This window comes from Plantibacter sp. Leaf314, from assembly GCF_001423185.1.
GTDB lineage: Bacteria > Actinomycetota > Actinomycetes > Actinomycetales > Microbacteriaceae > Plantibacter.
Window position 1 is genome coordinate 1,669,773 of record NZ_LMOB01000001.1, and the last position, 16,406, is coordinate 1,686,178.

Below are 16,406 nucleotides of genomic sequence, written 5' to 3' on the forward strand. Positions count from 1 at the left end.
CCGGCCCGTCGACAGGCTCAGGGACCACCTGTCGACGGGCGAGGCGCTAGAGCCCGGCGACGAGGTTGATCACGGTCGCGAGGATCACGGAACCGAAGAGGTACGACAGGAGCGTGTGCTTCAGCACCGTGCGCCGCAGCTCGCTCGTGCGGAGCGTCGTGTCGGAGACCTGGTACGTCATCCCGAGGTCGAAGGCGAGGTAGGCGAAGTCGCTGTACTGCGGGGCCTCCGCCTGGTTGAAGTCGATCCCGCCCTCCGGTGCCGCGAAGTACATGCGCGCGTACCGGAGCGTGTAGATCGTGTGGATGAGCGCCCAGGAGAGCGCCACGCTCAGCACGGCGAAGCCCGCGAGCACGCCCTGCTCGACGCCGGTCGACGCGCGCGCCTGGAGGATGACGACGCTCAGCGCGATGAGGCTCCCGACGCTCGCGAGGACGATCAGCACCTCGCTCGTCGTCCGCCCCGGTTCCTCGGACGTCGCGTGCTCGCGCGTCCGTTCGGGACCCATCCGCCAGATCCGCACCCAGAGCGATCCGACGAAGACGACGCAGGTGGCGCCCCAACCGGCGAGGATCGCGCCCGCCCAGAACCACTGCAGCCCGGCGACCACGCCGACGACGAGGCCGATGCAGGCGGAGACGGACAGCCGGAGTTTCGCGCCGTGCCGCACCATGATCGGTTCTGGGGTCGATGAGCTCACGAGCTGATCGTGGCACCGTCCGCCGGGCTCACGGTGCAGGCTCGCGGCCCACGACGCAGCTCACGCCGGTACGACGAACAACTCCTCCAGCTCGGCGAAGACGCCGACGGCGAGGCGTTCGAACGGTTCGGCACCCAGCCGGATCGTCTCGCCGGGGACGAGGCCGGTGAACGAGCCCTCCACCGCGTACGTCAGGACGGTTCCCACCGTGAACACCCGCTCGTGTCCGATGATCGACTCGACGATGAGTTCCAGCTCGTTGAGGGCGCTCGGCCCGCGCCCGATCACCGACCGCACCCGGTGGACGAAGGGACGGTCGAGCACGAGGGTCAGGCCGGTGAAGAACTCGGGGTCGACCACGGCCACCGCGGCGGGATCCGCTCCGGCCTCGGCGAGGGTCACCCGTCCGGCGACGAGCGCGGCGATCATCGCCTTCGCCTGGTCGACCTCGCGCTGTTCGAAGGTCTTGCGTCCCAGCATGGGCGTCTCCTCGGGTGACTCGGATCGGGTGCGCCTCACGCTACTCCCCCGCGCGCCCGACGCCCAGTGGGCGCGGTGCAGGAGGCGTGGCGGTCAGGCCTTCGTCCGCCGGCGACGCGGAACGTGGAGCGACACCACCCCGGCCTCGCGGTTGATCCGACGAGCCCAGGCCCGCCAGACCAGGGCGAACACGACGACGAGGACCACGAGGGTGGGCAGGCTGAGGACACCGAGGGCAGGCATGTCGGGGAAGAGCAGTCCCCAGACCACGGCGTTGCCGTCCCACAGCCCGTGCATGAGCGCGACGCCCAGGTAGGCGAGCACGACGCCGACGGTGAGGCGGAAGCGCCCGTTGCGGGCGGCGGCGAACACCGCGGCGGCCAGGAGTGCCGTCCACAGCGGGTGACCGACGGGATCGAAGATCGTCCTCCCGACGGCCGCTCGAGCCGCCTCGAACGACGGGTGGGCGATGATCGTCTCGATCGGAGTCGCGCCGGCGGCCAGCTTCTGCGTGTCCTCGACGCCCTGCGCCCAGCCCTGCCCGATGTACCAGAGGTTCTCGAGGACCGCGAAGCCGATGCCGACGGCCCCGCCCACGAAGAGGCCGCCGCGAGCGGTCTTGCGCGGCAGGCGCCAGGCGAGGATGACGACCGCGATGATCTTCGCGAGTTCCTCAGCGACCCCGGCGAAGAACAGACCGACGTCGCGCGGGTTGTCGTGCAGATCGGTCGCGGCCACGCCGATGAGGGAGTCGAAGGTGCTGCCGAGCGAGATCGCGACGAATCCGCCGACGAGCACCGCCCACAGCAGGACGGGGATGGTGACTCCATCGCCCGGCTGGAGGCGTCGCACCATCACGAGGAGCAGCGTCGCCGCGGCCAGGCCGGAGCCGAGGAGGATCCAGGCGGGGATGACCGCCGGGTTCCCGAGGAGCACGTGCGGCACGAGGAGGAGGAACGCCCAGAGGCCCAGCCCGCCGAAGAAGAACCAGGTGATCGCGTGGCGGCGTCGCCAGATCGGGGCTGGCGGTTCGATCGCCTCAGGGGTCGTGCTCGGGGCTGCGTGTGACATCGGGTCCTCTCAGGGCGCGCCGATCGGGCCCATCGCGAGGATCACGCTAGTGCGCGTCGCCCGTCGCACGACAGGGGGTTCCTCCCCCATTCGGGGGTGGTGGCCAGCGCGGTGCTGTCGCGTGAGCGCGGGGTACACGCGTGAGCGCGTCCCTCCGGAGGGGCGCGCTCACGTCACAGGGTCGCGCTCGCGTCAGCGCACCGCGCCGGCCGCGACGACCGGGCAACGCTAGGCCGGGACCTCCGCGCGCTCGACCGTCAAGCCGTCGCCGTCGAGCGCCAGCCCGACGTGGACCGTGTCGCCGTCACGGATCGACCCGTCGAGGATCGACCGCGCCAGGCGGTCGTCGATCTCCCGCTGCATGAGTCGACGCAGCGGACGGGCGCCGTACATCGGGTCGTACCCGCGCTCCGCGAGCCAGGCCCGGGCATCGGGGGTCACGGCCAGATGCAGTCGACGTTCGCCGAGGCGGCGCTGCAGGCGGTCGATGTAGAGCTCGACGATCTGGCCGAGCTCCTCCTCGCTGAGCGGCTGGAACACGACGATGTCGTCGAGCCGGTTCACGAACTCCGGCTTGAACGCCTGGCGCACCAGCTGCTGGACGGCCTCCTCCTTCTGCTCGAGGGAGAGCGAGGCGTCCATCAGGTACTGCGAGCCGAGGTTCGACGTCAGCACGAGGATCACGTTCCGGAAGTCGACCGTGCGGCCCTGACCGTCGGTCAGTCGCCCGTCGTCGAGCACCTGGAGCAGGATGTCGAACACCTCCGGGTGCGCCTTCTCCACCTCGTCGAGCAGCACCACCGAGTACGGGCGCCGACGCACGGCCTCGGTCAGCTGACCGCCCTGCTCGTAGCCGACGTACCCGGGAGGGGCTCCGACGAGTCGGGAGACCGAGTGCTTCTCGCCGTACTCGGACATGTCGATCCGAACCATGGCCTTCTCGTCGTCGAAGAGGAACTCGGCGAGCGCCTTCGCGAGCTCCGTCTTGCCGACGCCGGTTGGGCCGAGGAACATGAAGGAACCGGTCGGGCGGTCGGGGTCGGAGATGCCGGCCCTGGTGCGGCGGACCGCGTCGGACACGGCGGCGACCGCGCGGTGCTGACCGATGAGTCGGCGGGAGAGCTCCTGCTCGAGGTGCAGCAGTTTCTCGGTCTCGCCCTGCAGGAGCCGGCCGACGGGGATGCCGGTCCAGGCGGCGATCACGGCCGCGATGTCTTCGGCGGTCACCTGGTCGTTGACCATCCTCGGCTCGCCGTCGGCGTCCTGCTCGGCGGACTCCGCCATCGCCAATTCGCGTTCGAGCTGCGGGATGTCGGCGTAGAGGAGTTTGGAGGCCTGCTCGAGCTTGCCCTCGCGCTGTGCGCGTTCGGCCTTGCTGCGGGCGGCGTCGAGCTGCTTCTTGAGGTCGCCGACCCGGTTGAGGCTCGCGCGTTCCTTCTCCCACCGCGCCTGCAGCTCACCGAGTGCCTGCTGTCGTGTGGCGAGGTCCTCCCGCAGGCGGGCGAGGCGTTCCTTCGAGGCGTCGTCCTTCTCCCGTTTGAGCGCGAGCTCCTCGAGCTTCAGGCGGTCGACGCTGCGTCGGAGTTCGTCGATCTCGACCGGGGCGGAGTCGATCTCCATGCGGAGCCGGCTGGCCGCTTCGTCGATGAGGTCGATGGCCTTGTCCGGGAGCTGACGGGAGGTGATGTACCGGTTGGAGAGGGACGCGGCGGCGACGAGCGCGTTGTCGGCGATGGCCACCTTGTGGTGGGCCTCGTAGCGTTCCTTCAACCCGCGGAGGATGGCGATGGTGTCCTCGACGCTCGGCTCGCCGACGAAGACCTGCTGGAACCGCCGTTCCATGGCGGCGTCCTTCTCGACGAACTCGCGGTACTCGTCGAGGGTGGTCGCGCCGATGAGGCGCAGTTCGCCGCGGGCGAGCATGGGCTTCAGCATGTTCGCCGCGGCGACGGAGCCTTCACCGCCGCCGGCACCCATGAGGACGTGCAGCTCGTCGATGAAGGTGATGATCTGGCCGTCGGACTCGTCGATCTCCTTGAGGACGGCCTTCAGTCGCTCCTCGAACTGCCCGCGGTACATGGCGCCTGCCACGAGGGCGGAGAGGTCGAGCGACACGAGCTGCTTGCCCTTGAGGCTGTCGGCGACGTCGCCCGCGACGATCCGCTGGGCGAGGCCCTCCACGACGGCGGTCTTGCCGACCCCGGGTTCGCCGATGAGGACGGGGTTGTTCTTGGTGCGCCTGGTGAGCACCTGGCTCACGCGACGGATCTCGGCGTCGCGGCCGATGACCGGGTCGAGTTTGCCCGACGCGGCGATCTCGGTCAGGTTGACGCCGTACTGCTCGAGCGCGCTGCGCTGATCCTCCTGCTGAGGCGTCTGGCCTGCTGGCATGGGTACGGTCTCCTGTTCAAACTTGAGTGAATCTGACTCAAGTTTACCACCGTGCCGAGCGGGCGACAAGATCCACACGACAGGTGCCCTCCAGCCCATCGAAGGGTAGGCTTACCTATCGATGCCTCGCCTCAGTGAACAGACCCCCGACTCGATCTTCATCCTCCTCGCAGCCGTCGTCCGGCGGATCGAGCAGGTGAGCCCGAGCTATCGGCGGTTCACGTTCACCGGTCCCGAGGTCCAGCACATCGCGGACAACCGCCACGATCAGCGCATCAAACTGCTCTTCCCGCTGCCCGACACCGGGTTCGACGAGCTACCCATGCACGACGACTGGTACCAGGCCTGGCGGATGCTGCCCAACGACAAGCGTCACCCGATGCGGACCTACACGATCCGCGAGGTCCGGCCGGAGCTCGCTGAGTTCGACGTCGACATCGCCATCCACGGCCGCGTCGGACCGGCCTCCTCCTGGGCGATGGACGCCGAGGTGGGCGACGAGCTCATCGTCAACGTCCCGAACGCGCGGTCCGCCGTGGCGGCGGGCGGCATCGACTGGCACGCCCCCGCGACGGTCGATCAGGTCCTCCTCGCCGGTGACGAGACGGCACTCCCGGCGATCGCCGGCATCCTCGAGAGCCTGCCGGACACCACCCGCGGGATCGCCGTCGTCGAACTCCCCCACGCCGACGACGTCGCCGCCCTCTCCACGAAGCCCGACGGCGTCGAGCTCATCGTGCTCCCCCGCGGGACCCAGCCCGTCGGCACCCTCCTCATCCCCGAGGTCGAGCGGATCGCCGGGCGTCTCGCACCGTCGGTCGACACCGCGACGATCGCCACGCAGCCCGCCCTCGAGGACGTCGACGTCGACACCCAGCTGCTCTGGGAGGCGCCCGTCAACGCGACCGGAGGGCCGGTCCTCGAGAGCGCGCCGCTCTACGCCTGGCTGGCGGGGGAAGCCTCCGCCATCAAGACGCTGCGCAGGCACCTCGTCTCCGGATGCGGCGTCGACCGCAAGTCGGTCGCGTTCATGGGCTACTGGCGCCACGGCAGGGCCGAAGACAACCGATGAGCCGGTGAGCGCCGACCTCGACAGCCTGCGGCTCCCGACCGCGGCGGCCCGCGCCCGCGAGGCCTCGACGGGGATCGCCCGGACGACGACCGCGCGCTGGCTCCTGCTCGTCGCGGCGATCCTCCTCCTCGCGGGCATCGCCGCCGCGAGCCTCTTCATCGGTTCGGGAACCATCAGCGTGTCGGAGGTGTGGCGGGCGCTCACCCAGGGCGGCGGCGACACGAACGCGATCCTCGTGACCGGGTTCCGCGTGCCGCGCATGCTCCTCGCGATCGGCGTCGGTGCGGCGCTCGGTCTCGCCGGGGCGATGATGCAGGCGGTCACCCGCAACCCGCTCGCCGACCCCGGCATCCTCGGCGTCAACGCGGGGGCGTACCTGGCGGTCGTCCTGGCCGTCGCCATCGCCGGGACGGCGGACCTCGGCTCCTACGTCTGGTGGTCGTTCGCCGGTGCGGGTGTCGCGTCCGTCGTGGTCTACGTGATCGGCTCGCGTGGGCGGGCGGGCGCCACCCCGGTGCGCCTCGTCCTGGCCGGAGTCGCCCTCTCCGCAACGCTGCAGGGCGTCACCTTCGCCATCACCATCCGGAACCCCGACATCTTCGACAAGATCCGCTTCTGGCAGGCCGGCTCCCTGCAGAACCGTCAGCTGGACGTGTTCCTGGGGGTGCTGCCGTTCCTCGTCGTCGGCGCTCTGCTCGCGCTCGTCGTCTCCCGGTCGCTCAACGCCGTCGCCCTCGGGGACGACCTCGCGACCTCGCTCGGCACGAAGGTCCTCCGGACGCGTGTGCTGTCGGTCGTCGCGATCACCCTGTTGTGCGGTTCGGCCACCGCGGCGGCCGGGCCGATCGCGTTCCTCGGGCTCATGTCGCCCTACCTCGCCCGGGCCGTCGTCGGCCCGGACCAGCGCTGGACGCTGCCGTTCACGATGGTGTTCGCCCCGATCATCTTCCTGCTGTCCGACCTCCTCGGGCGGGTGGCCGTGCAGGGTGAGATGCCCGTCGGGATCGTGACCGCGTTCATCGGGGCGCCCGTGCTCATCGTGCTGATCCGCCGGTCGAAGGCGCAGGGGCTGTGACGGCGTTCGCCGAGCCGGGGCGCCGCACCGTGCGCCTCGGTCCGATCAGCTGGGTGGTGCATCGGCGCGAGCTCGTCGTCGTCGCGATCCTGTCCGTGATCGTCCTGGCCGTCGGGGCGTTCGCGCTCACCCAGGGCGAGTACCGCATCCCGCTCGACAAGCTCCTCGCGGCGTTCGCGGGTGACGGTTCGGAGAGCGTGCTGCGGATCGTGCTGGAGTGGCGGCTGCCCCGGGTGGTGATCGCGGTGGTCGGCGGGATCGCCCTCGGGCTGTCCGGGGCGATCTTCCAGTCGATCACCCGCAACCCGCTCGGCAGCCCGGACATCATCGGCTTCAACTCCGGCGCCTTCACGGGTGCGCTCATCGTCACCCTCGTCGTCGGCGGTGGCTATGCCGCGACGGTCACGGGCGCACTGGTCGGCGGGCTCGCGACCGCCCTCGTCGTGTACGTCCTCGCCTGGTCGCGGGGCGTCCAGGGGTTCCGGCTCATCGTGATCGGCATCGCGATCAGCGCCGTCCTCAACGCCTTCAACGACTACCTGCAGCTGCGCGCGGACCTCAACGCGGCGATCGCGGCGGCGAGCTGGGGCATGGGTTCCTTGGCCGACCTCGGCTGGAGCGACGTCGTCCCGGTGACGATCGCGGTCGCCGTCCTGGTGCCGATGCTCGGACTCCTGTCGCGTCGGCTCGGCATGCTCGAACTCGGCGACGACATCGCGAAGGCGCTCGGCATCCCGGTCGAGCGCACGCGACTGCTGCTGCTCGTCGTCGGGGTCGCCCTGACCGCGACCGTGACCGCGGTCGCCGGTCCGATCGTCTTCGTCGCCCTCGCCGCACCCCAACTCGCGCGTCGGTTGACGAAGTCGGCCGGCATCACCCTCGTCCCCTCGGCCGCCATGGGCGCGGCGTTGCTCCTCGTGAGCGACGTCGTGGCCCAGCGGATCATCGCCCCGGCCGCGCTGCCGGTCGGTGCGGTGACCGTGACCCTCGGTGGCATCTACCTCATCGCCCTGCTCATCACGCAGGCGGGAAAGCGCTGACATGAAGACCGAATCCCCCACCCCGAGACTCGCCGGCTCCGGCCTCCGCGTCGGCTACGACCAGCGGACGATCATCCAAGAGCTCGACCTCTCGATCCCCGACGACTCGTTCACCGTCATCGTCGGCCCGAACGCCTGCGGCAAGTCGACGCTCCTCCGTGCCCTGGCCCGATTGCTCAAGCCGACGCAGGGGCACGTGCTGCTCGACGGTCAGGAGATCACGCGGTACCCGTCGAAGGAGGTCGCGAAGCGCATCGGCCTGCTGCCGCAGACGTCGATCGCCCCTGACGGCATCTCGGTGATCGACCTCGTGTCGCGCGGGCGGTACCCGCATCAGTCGATCCTCAAGCGCTGGTCGGCGGCTGACGAGGCGGCGGTGATCGCGGCGATGGAGGCGACGAACGTCACCGAGCTGTCCGGTCGGCTCGTCGACGAGCTGTCGGGTGGCCAGCGTCAACGGGTGTGGGTCGCGATGGCGCTCGCTCAGGACACCCCGTTGCTGCTGCTCGACGAGCCGACGACGTTCCTCGACATCACCCATCAGGTGGAGCTCCTCGACCTGTTCACCCGCCTCAACCAGGAGGGTGGCCGCACGCTCGTCGCGGTGCTGCACGATCTGAACCAGGCGGCCAGGTACGCGACGCACCTGATCGCGATGCGCGACGGTCGTGTGGTCGCCCAGGGGGCGCCGGCCGACATCGTGACCGCCGACCTCGTGGAGGAGGTCTTCGGGCTCCGCTGCCGCATCATCGACGACCCCGAGTCGCACACGCCGCTGGTCATCCCCCTCATGGGCGCGCACTGACCCGACCCGTCTTCGTTGCGGGCGGGTGGTGTCGGCGCGGTGCGCTGGTGTGAGCGCGGTGCTGCGGGCACGGTGCGCTGACGCGAGCGCGGTGCTGCGGGCACGGGCGCGCCCCGGTGACGTGAGCGCGGGCCTCCGGAGAGGCGCGCTCACGCCGCCGGGGCGCGCTCACGGCAGTGAACCGGTGCGGGGTTCAGCAGCCGAGGGCGGGTGTGCCGGGTCGGCAGGGCTTGTCGACACCGACCGTCGCGTTGCGGACGATCTGGATGGGGTGCGGAGTGTCCGTCGGGATGGTCAGGGTCCCGATCACGGGAAGCCAACCGCTGTCGCCGACCCGGTACTCGGCCGCGTACTCCACCTCCACAGCGATCGTCTTGGACCCGACGGTCGTGTACCGGTGACTGGTCGGCGTTTTGGAGAACTCGGGGAGCCCGAGGGACGCCCAGGTGGCACCACCGGTGCTGCTGGTGACGGTGGTGCCGTCGCCGTAGTCGATGGTGAACCCGACGGGGATGAAGTTCACCTCCGCCGTCTGACCGAGCAAAGTGCCCGAGCGGGTGTGGCCTGATGCACCGGCGATCACGTTCGTGTGCAGCCCGCGCACACCCCAGCCCCCTGGTTCGGTGGTGACGGTCGGGGCAGCGGGCGCGAAGCTGATGAGGTCCCGGATCGTGACCGGTTGTGCGGCGGGTGCCTGTTCATCGACTGGCTCCTCCGGCCGAAGCGGTGGGTAGATGATCGAGCAATCCCGTGGATGGAATATCGGGCAGACGACGACCTCTCGGTCCTCGTCAGAATCGCCGACGGCCGAGGCGTCCTCGTCCTGCCCTCCGGCATCTCCACCACCACCGCCGGTTCCGGGTCGCGTATCGGATCCGCCGATGATCACGGACCCGTCTCCGATACAGCTACCGCTGATTGCACCCCCGAACGAACAGTCTGAAGCAGCCGATGCGGACTCGGTCGGAAGGACGACCCCGAGGAGGGCGAGGCTGAGGACAGACGGGAGGATGACCTCGATCATTCGCCGTCGCATACGGATGCTCCTTCCTGCAGAACTTTGCTGGTGATGAGGAAGGATCCGTCGCGCACGCCGTTCCCGATCTCGATCGCGAACGGCAGCCGCGTGACTCGATCCGGTGGCGCCACCGAGGTGCCCGTCGCGTCGACGACGTCCATGCCCGAGATGTCGAGGCAGGTCAGCGCAGAGGCGAGGACCCCGTCGGCATCAGGGTTCGCACTCCAGGTCTGCAGTCGAACGCCGTCGACGCGAGCAGCGCCGATGTAGTCGAGCCCGCTACCGCTGAGCATCCCGAATCCGTCGATCTCGGCGGTGGCTGCGTCAGGCGACATGACCTCCAGGATCCGCTCGGGTTGAGACCCCTTCTCGGAGGCAATCGTGTTGGAGATCTCGACGAACCGACCGTACGTCTCCGTAACGGCCGCTAGCGCCTCCTCTTCGTTCGCGAACACCGGCGGCGGTGAGCTCCTCGACGGGGGTGTCGGATCCGGGCCGGTGCACGCTGTCAGGGCGAGGATCGACGTCACGAGGGCGAGGGCGGGGATGGAGCGAGGAAGTTGGGTGACTGGCATCCATCGACGCTATGGGCGCTCCCCCACCCTCCCGGGGTTATCCACAGAGCAGATATGCCTACACCGACATATGCCGCGCAACTGGCCCTTTCGCCAGCGCGGTGCGCTGACGTGAGCGCGCCCTATGGAGGTGAGCGCGGGCCTCCGGAGGGGCGCGCTCGGCTCAGAGACCCGCGCTCGCGTCAGCGCACCGCGCTGGCCGAACCACCAGTCGTTACCGGGACGTGACCCGGGAAGCTTAGGCTTACCTCATCCCCCGCACTCTCTACGGAAAGCAGAACATGCGCCGCATGCCCCGCACCCTCACCGCCGTCGCCGCGCTCGCGGTCGCCGGCCTCGCCCTCGCCGGCTGCACCGCCGGGTCCTCCACCGACGACGCGTCCACGGGCACGCTCGGCACCGTCGACACGATGTTCGGCCAGGTGACGGTCCCCGAACCCGCCGGCGACCTCACCGTCGTCGCACTCGGCTGGTCGGACGCGGAGATGGCGCTCTCCCTCGGCGTCGTGCCCGTCGGCGTCTACGACTGGCAGTCCCTCGGAGCCGACAACAAGGGCGTCGGCCCATGGGCGACGGAGCTCTTCGGCGACGTCACCCCGGAGATCATCGAGGACAGCGGCGACACCGTCAACTACGAACAGATCCAGGCCCTCGAGCCCGACCTCATCCTCAACACGCGTTCCGCGGGCGACGAGAAGCAGTACGAGCGACTCTCCAAGATCGCCCCGACGGTCTTCGCACCGAAGGGCACCGCCGCGTTCGCGACCCCGTGGGACGTCCAGCTCGAGCAGGTCGCCGCTGCGCTCGGCAAGACCCAGGAGGGCGACGCGCTCGTGTCCGCCACGAAGCAGTCCATCAACGAAGCCGCAGACCTCCACCAGGAGTTCGCCGGCCTCACCGCGGTCGCCGCGACGAAGTTCGGCGACGCCTACGGTGCCTACCTCGAGGGCGACGGGCGCTTCGACATCCTCGCCGACCTCGGCTTCCGACAGAACCCCGCCGTCCTCGACCTCGAGACGGCCGGCTTCTACGCAGCCGTGTCGGCGGAGCATGTCTCCGCCTTCGACGCCGACATCGCCGTCATGCTCCCGATCGGCTTCACCGCCGCCGAGACGACCGCTGACCCCCTCCTCGCGAGCCTCCCCGTCGTGCAGGACGGCCGCGCCATCGTCCTCGACCCGACCGACGAGCTCACGCAGGCCTACAGCGCCGCATCGGTGCTGAGCATCCCCGTCGTCCTCGAGCAGCTCGTCCCGAAGCTCGCCGAGGCCGCCGCCAAGGTCGCGAAGTAGGCACAGCGGCACCCCGCAAGGGGCCGCACCCGAGAGCCGGACGGAACCGTGTGTTCCCTCCGGCTCTCGTGCGCTCCGGGGGCGACGCAGCGCGTCAGACGAGTCAGGCCGGCGTCGCTCAGGCCGGCCGCACCAGCGTCCGCACCCGCATCGCGCCCAGCAACCCGACGAGCAGCAGGGCGGCGAGGAGCAGCGCGACGGCCACCCCTGCAGACACCGGGAAGAGCACCGTCAGCCCTCCACCGACGAGGAACGCCAACAGGACGGCGTCCGACTGCCAGATGAGGACGTTCAACGACGAGACGTCACCGACCGGGGTCGGGATCGGCATGAGCAGGCCGATCGGCAGCGGCCCCTTCGCGGCGTCGAAAACCCGCAGCACGACGAGCCAGGGCCCGAGCAGCAGCCACCACCCCAGCGGTTGCAGGAGCAGGGTCCCGCCGGAGGTCGAGGCCAGCAGGAGACCGAGCAGGGCGCCGACGCCGCCGAACCCGAGCACGGCGACGAGGGGCGCGACGGCACCGGCGAGGACGAGCGCACGCGGGCTCCGACCGTAGAGGGTGGGAGCACCGGCACTGTCGATCCCGTGCCGAACGGCATCGCACCACACGCCGACCGCGAGGTAGGCGCCGAACACGGCCGGGAGGGCGAGCATCCACCGAACGCCGTCCGGGAGACCGAGCGCGACGACGACCGCGGCTCCCGACGCGACGAGCACCGACGAGCCGAGCAGCATCCGTCCCGGCGTGCGGCGCGCGCCGACGAGCGATCGGCGGAGGACGACGAGCCAGAACGGACCACTCATCCGGAGCGGGATCCGACGGCCCCGCGTCGGCGAGGCGCGCAGGCCGCCGACGGCACCGGAGGCGTCACCGCTCTGCACCATCATCCCGACGCGCTGCCACCGCAACGCCTGCTCGAGCAGGGGCCCACTCCGGAGGCGGTCCAGTTCGCGCGGGACGAGCAGGAGCGCGAGGAGTCCGAGGAGGACCAGGGCCACCGCCGGCCACCACACGACCGGCACGCCGACCACCGCGAACGAGCCGCCGCCACCCCAGGTGAACAGTGCCGCCCAGTCACCGGTCGCGAGGGCGCTCCCGAGCACGAGGCTCTCGACGCCGCCCACGACGGGCGACCAGAGCAGTCCCAACCACCCCCACGGGGAGAGGAGCAGCCCACCGGGGACGAGGAGCCCGAGGATCCCCGCACCACCGGCGATGGAGGCGACGACCGCGACGGTGCGCCGTGACCCCTGCTGGCCCACCAGCCAGGCCACCGAGAGCAGGAGCGCGAACCCGACGGCACCGATGAGGAGGGCGACGACGGCGGCGGGTGAGGTCGGGCCGGAGACGCCGATCAGCGAAGCGCTCTCGGCTGCCGCCCCGACGGAGACGGCGGCGGGCTCCCCCGACACCAGGAGGCGCGACAGGCCGACCACCCCGGCCGCCAGGACCGAGAGCCCCGTCAGCGCGAGGACGGAGCCGACGAAGGGCCGGCGCAAGGTCAGTCGCCTGGGGAGCGGCGAGTCCGCGAGGAACTGCACGGACATCGGGCGGGGCACGACCGGGCCACGCGACCGCGCGCCGAGCACGACGACGATCGTCGTGACCGCCGCGATCAGCGCGACCACCCCGGGGCGGACGGCCGACACCACGCCGGCGGCATCGGGTTCGATCAGTCCGAGCACCGCGAACCGGACGAGCGGCGCACCCGCGATGAGGGCGGTCAGCAGCCCGGCGTAGAGGACGAACGCGATGTCGGTGGCCCGTGGGCGACCGTCGCGCGCGGCGAGGACCGCGCGGCTCGCGCTGAAGACGCGACGGTCCTCGCGCGCCGTGCCGACGTCGGGGGTGGTCACGGGGCTTCGACCGTGATCGCCTCGTCGGCGATCCGCTCGATGAGTCCGGGGTCGTGGCTTGCGAAGACGACCGCCGCTCCGCGTTCCTTCGCGAGGACGATGCGATCGGCGACCAGTGCCCGCCGCTCGGCGTCGAGGCGTTGCTCGGGTTCGTCGAGGATGAGTACGTCGAAGGGCCGCACGAGTGCCGTCGCGAGGGCGAACATCTGCGACTGGCCCGAGGACAGTTCGGTCGTGAACCGTCGCGCGAGCGCGTCGATGCGCAGCTCGGCGAGCAGCTCGTCGGCGGCATCGTCGGCCGCGCCCCCGGTGACACCCCAGGTGGTGGAGATGTAGCGCAGGTGTTCGCGGAGCGTCAGGTCGGGAGCGTAGGCGGGCGTGCCCACGAGCGCGGACACCGATCGTCGGACCGTGCGGTCGCGATCGTCGATCGTCCGGCCGCCGATCGTCGCGGTGCCGCTCGACGGGCGCATCCGGCCGCTGAGGATCCGGAGCAGGGTCGTCTTGCCGGAGCCGTTGCGTCCTCGGACGGCGAGCGCCATCCCCCGCTCGACCCGGATGTCCGTCGGCGCCAGCAGGGTCTCGCCGTCGATCACGGCGCTGACCTCGTCGGCCTCGATCAGCGGCTGCGTCTCGGCAGCCGGTCCCCCCACGTGTTCCGACATCGTTCCATCCTGTCAGGCGGGTGCCCGGGTGTCCTCCGCCGCGCGACGGATCCGAGTGATCGCCCTCGCGCCGGATGGGTCCGACGAGGGTGCAGAATGCAGAGCATGGGAATCGTCACCGGGCGTCGGAACGCCCGTCCGCCGAGACAGCGCCGCGCAGGCGGATCACCCGACCCGGACGCCTACGACGAGCTCGTCCGGCAGATCCGCGACGGACGGATCGACGCCGACGCCGGTGCCGATCGCCTCATCGCACGGCTGACCGACCGGGAACTCCTCGGGCTGCTCGACGGCGACTCCCCGCGGCGGTTGCTGCCCCTCATCCCCCTCCTGCTCCACCGTCGGCCGTTCGTGGCAGGCGCGGTCCCCCGCCTCGGGATCCCGGGGATCCGCTTCAGCGACGGTGCCCGCGGTGTGGTCATCGGCTCGTCCACGGCCTTCCCCGTGACGATGGCGCGCGCGGCCACCTGGGATCCGGAGTTGGAGGAGCAGGTCGGGACGGCCATCGGCGCGGAGACCCGTGTCCGCGGCGCGAACTACTCGGCCTCCGTCTGCGTCAACCTGCTCCGGCATCCCGCCTGGGGTCGAGCGCAGGAGTGCTACGGCGAGGATCCGGTGCTGACGGGGCGGATGGGCTCGGCGATGACCCGAGGTGTCCGGGTGCACACGATGGCCTGCGTGAAGCACTTCGCCCTCAACTCGATGGAGGACGAACGCTTCGAGGTCGACGTCTCGGTCGACGACCACGCCCTGCACGAGGTCTACCTCCCCCACTTCAAGGCCGTGGTCGACGCCGGAGCCGACTCGGTCATGAGCGCCTACAACCGGGTGCGCGGGGAGTACATGGACGTCAACCGTCCGCTGCTCACCGGGGTCCTCCGCGAGGAGTGGGGGTTCACCGGGTTCGTGACGAGCGACTGGGTCTTCGGCACCCACGACGCCGTCGGGAGCCTCGAGGCGGGGATGGACGTGGAGATGCCGCTCCGTCTGCGACGGGCGCACGAACTGCCCGCCGCCCTGCGGGCAGGCACCCTGGATCGCGCCACCGTCCTGCAGTCCGCGCGACGCATCCTGCGCACCACGCTCCTGCACGCCGCGACCCGCGCCCCGGCGGAACCGCCGGCGGACATCGTGGCGGGATCGGCGCACCGGGCGCTCGCGAGGCACGTCGCCGAGGAGTCGATCGTCCTCCTCGCCAACGCCCCGGTCGACGGCACACCGCTCCTCCCGCTGCCGGCGACGACGCGTCGGATCGCCGTGCTCGGTCGCCTCGCCGACCAGGAGAACCTCGGCGACCACGGCTCCTCGCGCGTCCGCCCGCCCTCCACGGTCTCGCCGCTGCAGGGGTTGCGGGCGGCCCTGCCCGAGGTGGACATCACGACCGCGCCGGCGCGCGACGTCCGGGCTACCGTCGCGGCGGCTGCGGCGGCCGAGACGGCGATCGTCGTCGTCGGCTTCGACCAGCACGACGAGGGCGAGTCGGTCGTCACCGGCGGCGTCGACGTGGGTGTGCTGGGGGCAGCCCTCGACTCCGGCCGGCTGCGTGGCGCCATCACCGCGGTCGCCCACCTGGCGTCGCGCTTCGTGCGCGGTGGCGACCGCACCTCGCTCCGGCTCCGCCCCTCGGACGAGCGGCTCATCCTCGCCGTGACGGCCGCGAACCCGCGGACGGTCGTCGTTCTCGTCGGCGGCAGCGCGATCCTCACCGAGAGCTGGCGCCACCGCGTCCCGGCCCTCGTCCTCGCCTGGTACGGCGGTATGGAGGGCGGTCGAGCGCTGGCCGACGTCCTCACCGGTGTGGTCGAACCCGGCGGGCGGCTGCCGTTCGTGATCCCGACCGACCCCGCGCACCTCCCACCGTTCGACCGCACGGCCAAGGCCGTCGTGTACGACGACCGCTGGGGCCAACGCCGACTGGACGATGAGGGCCGGACGCCCGCCTTCCCGTTCGGGTTCGGGCTCGGCTACACGACCATCGCCCATCGCCTGCTCGGCCACCGCTTCGACGCCTCGGGTGGGACCGCCGAGGTCCGCGTGACGAACACCGGCGACCGCGAGGGTTCGACGGTCGTCCAGCTCTACGCAGCGGACGTGGCCAGGGCGCGACCCGTCTCCGAGCTGCTGGGGTTCCGGAAGGTGACTCTGCAGCCGGACGAGGAGCGGATCGTCCGCGTCACCCTCGACCCCACGCCGACGCTCGAACGGGACCCGGCCACCCGGCGCTGGTCGGCCCGTCCGGGCGACTGGATGCTCCAGGCCGCGCAGCACAGCCCGGGCGACTGGTCGTCGGCCGTGGCACTGCGGCACGATGACGCCACAGCCGAGGACGACGTCGCGACCGAGGGCGCGGCCGGCTGAACCGCG

Annotated in this window: 14 protein-coding genes; 6 read left to right on the forward strand and 8 right to left on the reverse strand. The window is 71.0% G+C overall.

The window, feature by feature from the left end:
• Nucleotides 1-46: 46 nt before the first annotated feature.
• The 4 genes from ASF68_RS07800 to ASF68_RS07815 form a co-directional block, all read right to left on the reverse strand.
• Entirely contained in the window at nucleotides 47-700 is a 654-nt protein-coding gene (locus ASF68_RS07800) for a DUF1345 domain-containing protein (protein WP_235526771.1), read from the reverse strand.
• A 60-nt stretch (nucleotides 701-760) separates the two neighbouring features.
• On the reverse strand, nucleotides 761-1,180 hold the full coding sequence (locus ASF68_RS07805; protein ID WP_056008991.1) for a hypothetical protein: 420 nt from the start codon (nucleotides 1,178-1,180) through the stop codon (nucleotides 761-763).
• A gap of 93 nt (nucleotides 1,181-1,273) precedes the next feature.
• Nucleotides 1,274-2,251 (reverse strand): PrsW family glutamic-type intramembrane protease, encoded by a 978-nt coding sequence (locus ASF68_RS07810; protein WP_056008994.1) that lies wholly within the window; start codon nucleotides 2,249-2,251, stop codon nucleotides 1,274-1,276.
• 228 nt (nucleotides 2,252-2,479) lie between these two features.
• Complete coding sequence (locus ASF68_RS07815) at nucleotides 2,480-4,642, reverse strand: ATP-dependent Clp protease ATP-binding subunit (protein ID WP_082455933.1); 2,163 nt, start codon at nucleotides 4,640-4,642, stop codon at nucleotides 2,480-2,482.
• A 121-nt stretch (nucleotides 4,643-4,763) separates the two neighbouring features.
• Here ASF68_RS07815 and ASF68_RS07820 point away from each other — a divergent pair, with 121 nt between their 5' ends.
• From ASF68_RS07820 to ASF68_RS07835, 4 genes are read left to right on the forward strand one after another with little or no spacing between them, the layout of a single operon-like run.
• Nucleotides 4,764-5,714: a siderophore-interacting protein gene (locus tag ASF68_RS07820; RefSeq protein WP_082498529.1), complete on the forward strand. Its 951-nt coding sequence runs from the start codon at nucleotides 4,764-4,766 to the stop codon at nucleotides 5,712-5,714.
• Between the two features lie 4 nt (nucleotides 5,715-5,718).
• Nucleotides 5,719-6,789 carry an iron chelate uptake ABC transporter family permease subunit gene (locus tag ASF68_RS07825; protein ID WP_082498530.1) on the forward strand — a complete coding sequence of 357 codons (1,071 nt, stop codon included), beginning with the start codon at nucleotides 5,719-5,721 and terminating at the stop codon, nucleotides 6,787-6,789.
• Nucleotides 6,786-7,829, forward strand: a complete 1,044-nt coding sequence (locus ASF68_RS07830; RefSeq protein WP_056008997.1) for an iron chelate uptake ABC transporter family permease subunit — start codon at nucleotides 6,786-6,788, stop codon at nucleotides 7,827-7,829. The genes ASF68_RS07825 and ASF68_RS07830 overlap by 4 nt, the downstream gene beginning before the upstream one ends.
• A gap of 1 nt (nucleotide 7,830) precedes the next feature.
• Nucleotides 7,831-8,634, forward strand: a complete 804-nt coding sequence (locus tag ASF68_RS07835) for an ABC transporter ATP-binding protein (protein WP_056009000.1) — start codon at nucleotides 7,831-7,833, stop codon at nucleotides 8,632-8,634.
• Between the two features lie 193 nt (nucleotides 8,635-8,827).
• Here the strand turns inward: ASF68_RS07835 and ASF68_RS18695 are convergent, their stop codons facing one another.
• Nucleotides 8,828-9,238: a hypothetical protein gene (locus ASF68_RS18695; RefSeq protein WP_157580251.1), complete on the reverse strand. Its 411-nt coding sequence runs from the start codon at nucleotides 9,236-9,238 to the stop codon at nucleotides 8,828-8,830.
• Nucleotides 9,239-9,654: 416 nt separating this feature from the next.
• Nucleotides 9,655-10,227: a hypothetical protein gene (locus tag ASF68_RS07845; protein ID WP_157580253.1), complete on the reverse strand. Its 573-nt coding sequence runs from the start codon at nucleotides 10,225-10,227 to the stop codon at nucleotides 9,655-9,657.
• Between the two features lie 290 nt (nucleotides 10,228-10,517).
• Here ASF68_RS07845 and ASF68_RS07850 point away from each other — a divergent pair, with 290 nt between their 5' ends.
• Nucleotides 10,518-11,519, forward strand: a complete 1,002-nt coding sequence (locus ASF68_RS07850; RefSeq protein WP_162239347.1) for an iron-siderophore ABC transporter substrate-binding protein — start codon at nucleotides 10,518-10,520, stop codon at nucleotides 11,517-11,519.
• 118 nt (nucleotides 11,520-11,637) lie between these two features.
• On the opposite strand, the gene ASF68_RS07855 is transcribed toward ASF68_RS07850, so the two are convergent.
• Nucleotides 11,638-13,377 carry a hypothetical protein gene (locus ASF68_RS07855; protein WP_056009014.1) on the reverse strand — a complete coding sequence of 580 codons (1,740 nt, stop codon included), beginning with the start codon at nucleotides 13,375-13,377 and terminating at the stop codon, nucleotides 11,638-11,640.
• The gene (locus tag ASF68_RS07860; protein WP_056009017.1) at nucleotides 13,374-14,042 is read right to left on the reverse strand and encodes an ABC transporter ATP-binding protein; all 669 of its coding nucleotides are present in this window, start codon (nucleotides 14,040-14,042) and stop codon (nucleotides 13,374-13,376) included. Before ASF68_RS07860 ends, ASF68_RS07855 begins: the two co-directional genes overlap by 4 nt.
• A 105-nt stretch (nucleotides 14,043-14,147) precedes the next feature.
• On the opposite strand from ASF68_RS07860, the gene ASF68_RS07865 reads away from it, so the two are divergent.
• Nucleotides 14,148-16,400 carry a glycoside hydrolase family 3 protein gene (locus tag ASF68_RS07865; protein WP_056011584.1) on the forward strand — a complete coding sequence of 751 codons (2,253 nt, stop codon included), beginning with the start codon at nucleotides 14,148-14,150 and terminating at the stop codon, nucleotides 16,398-16,400.
• Nucleotides 16,401-16,406 lie beyond the last annotated feature (6 nt).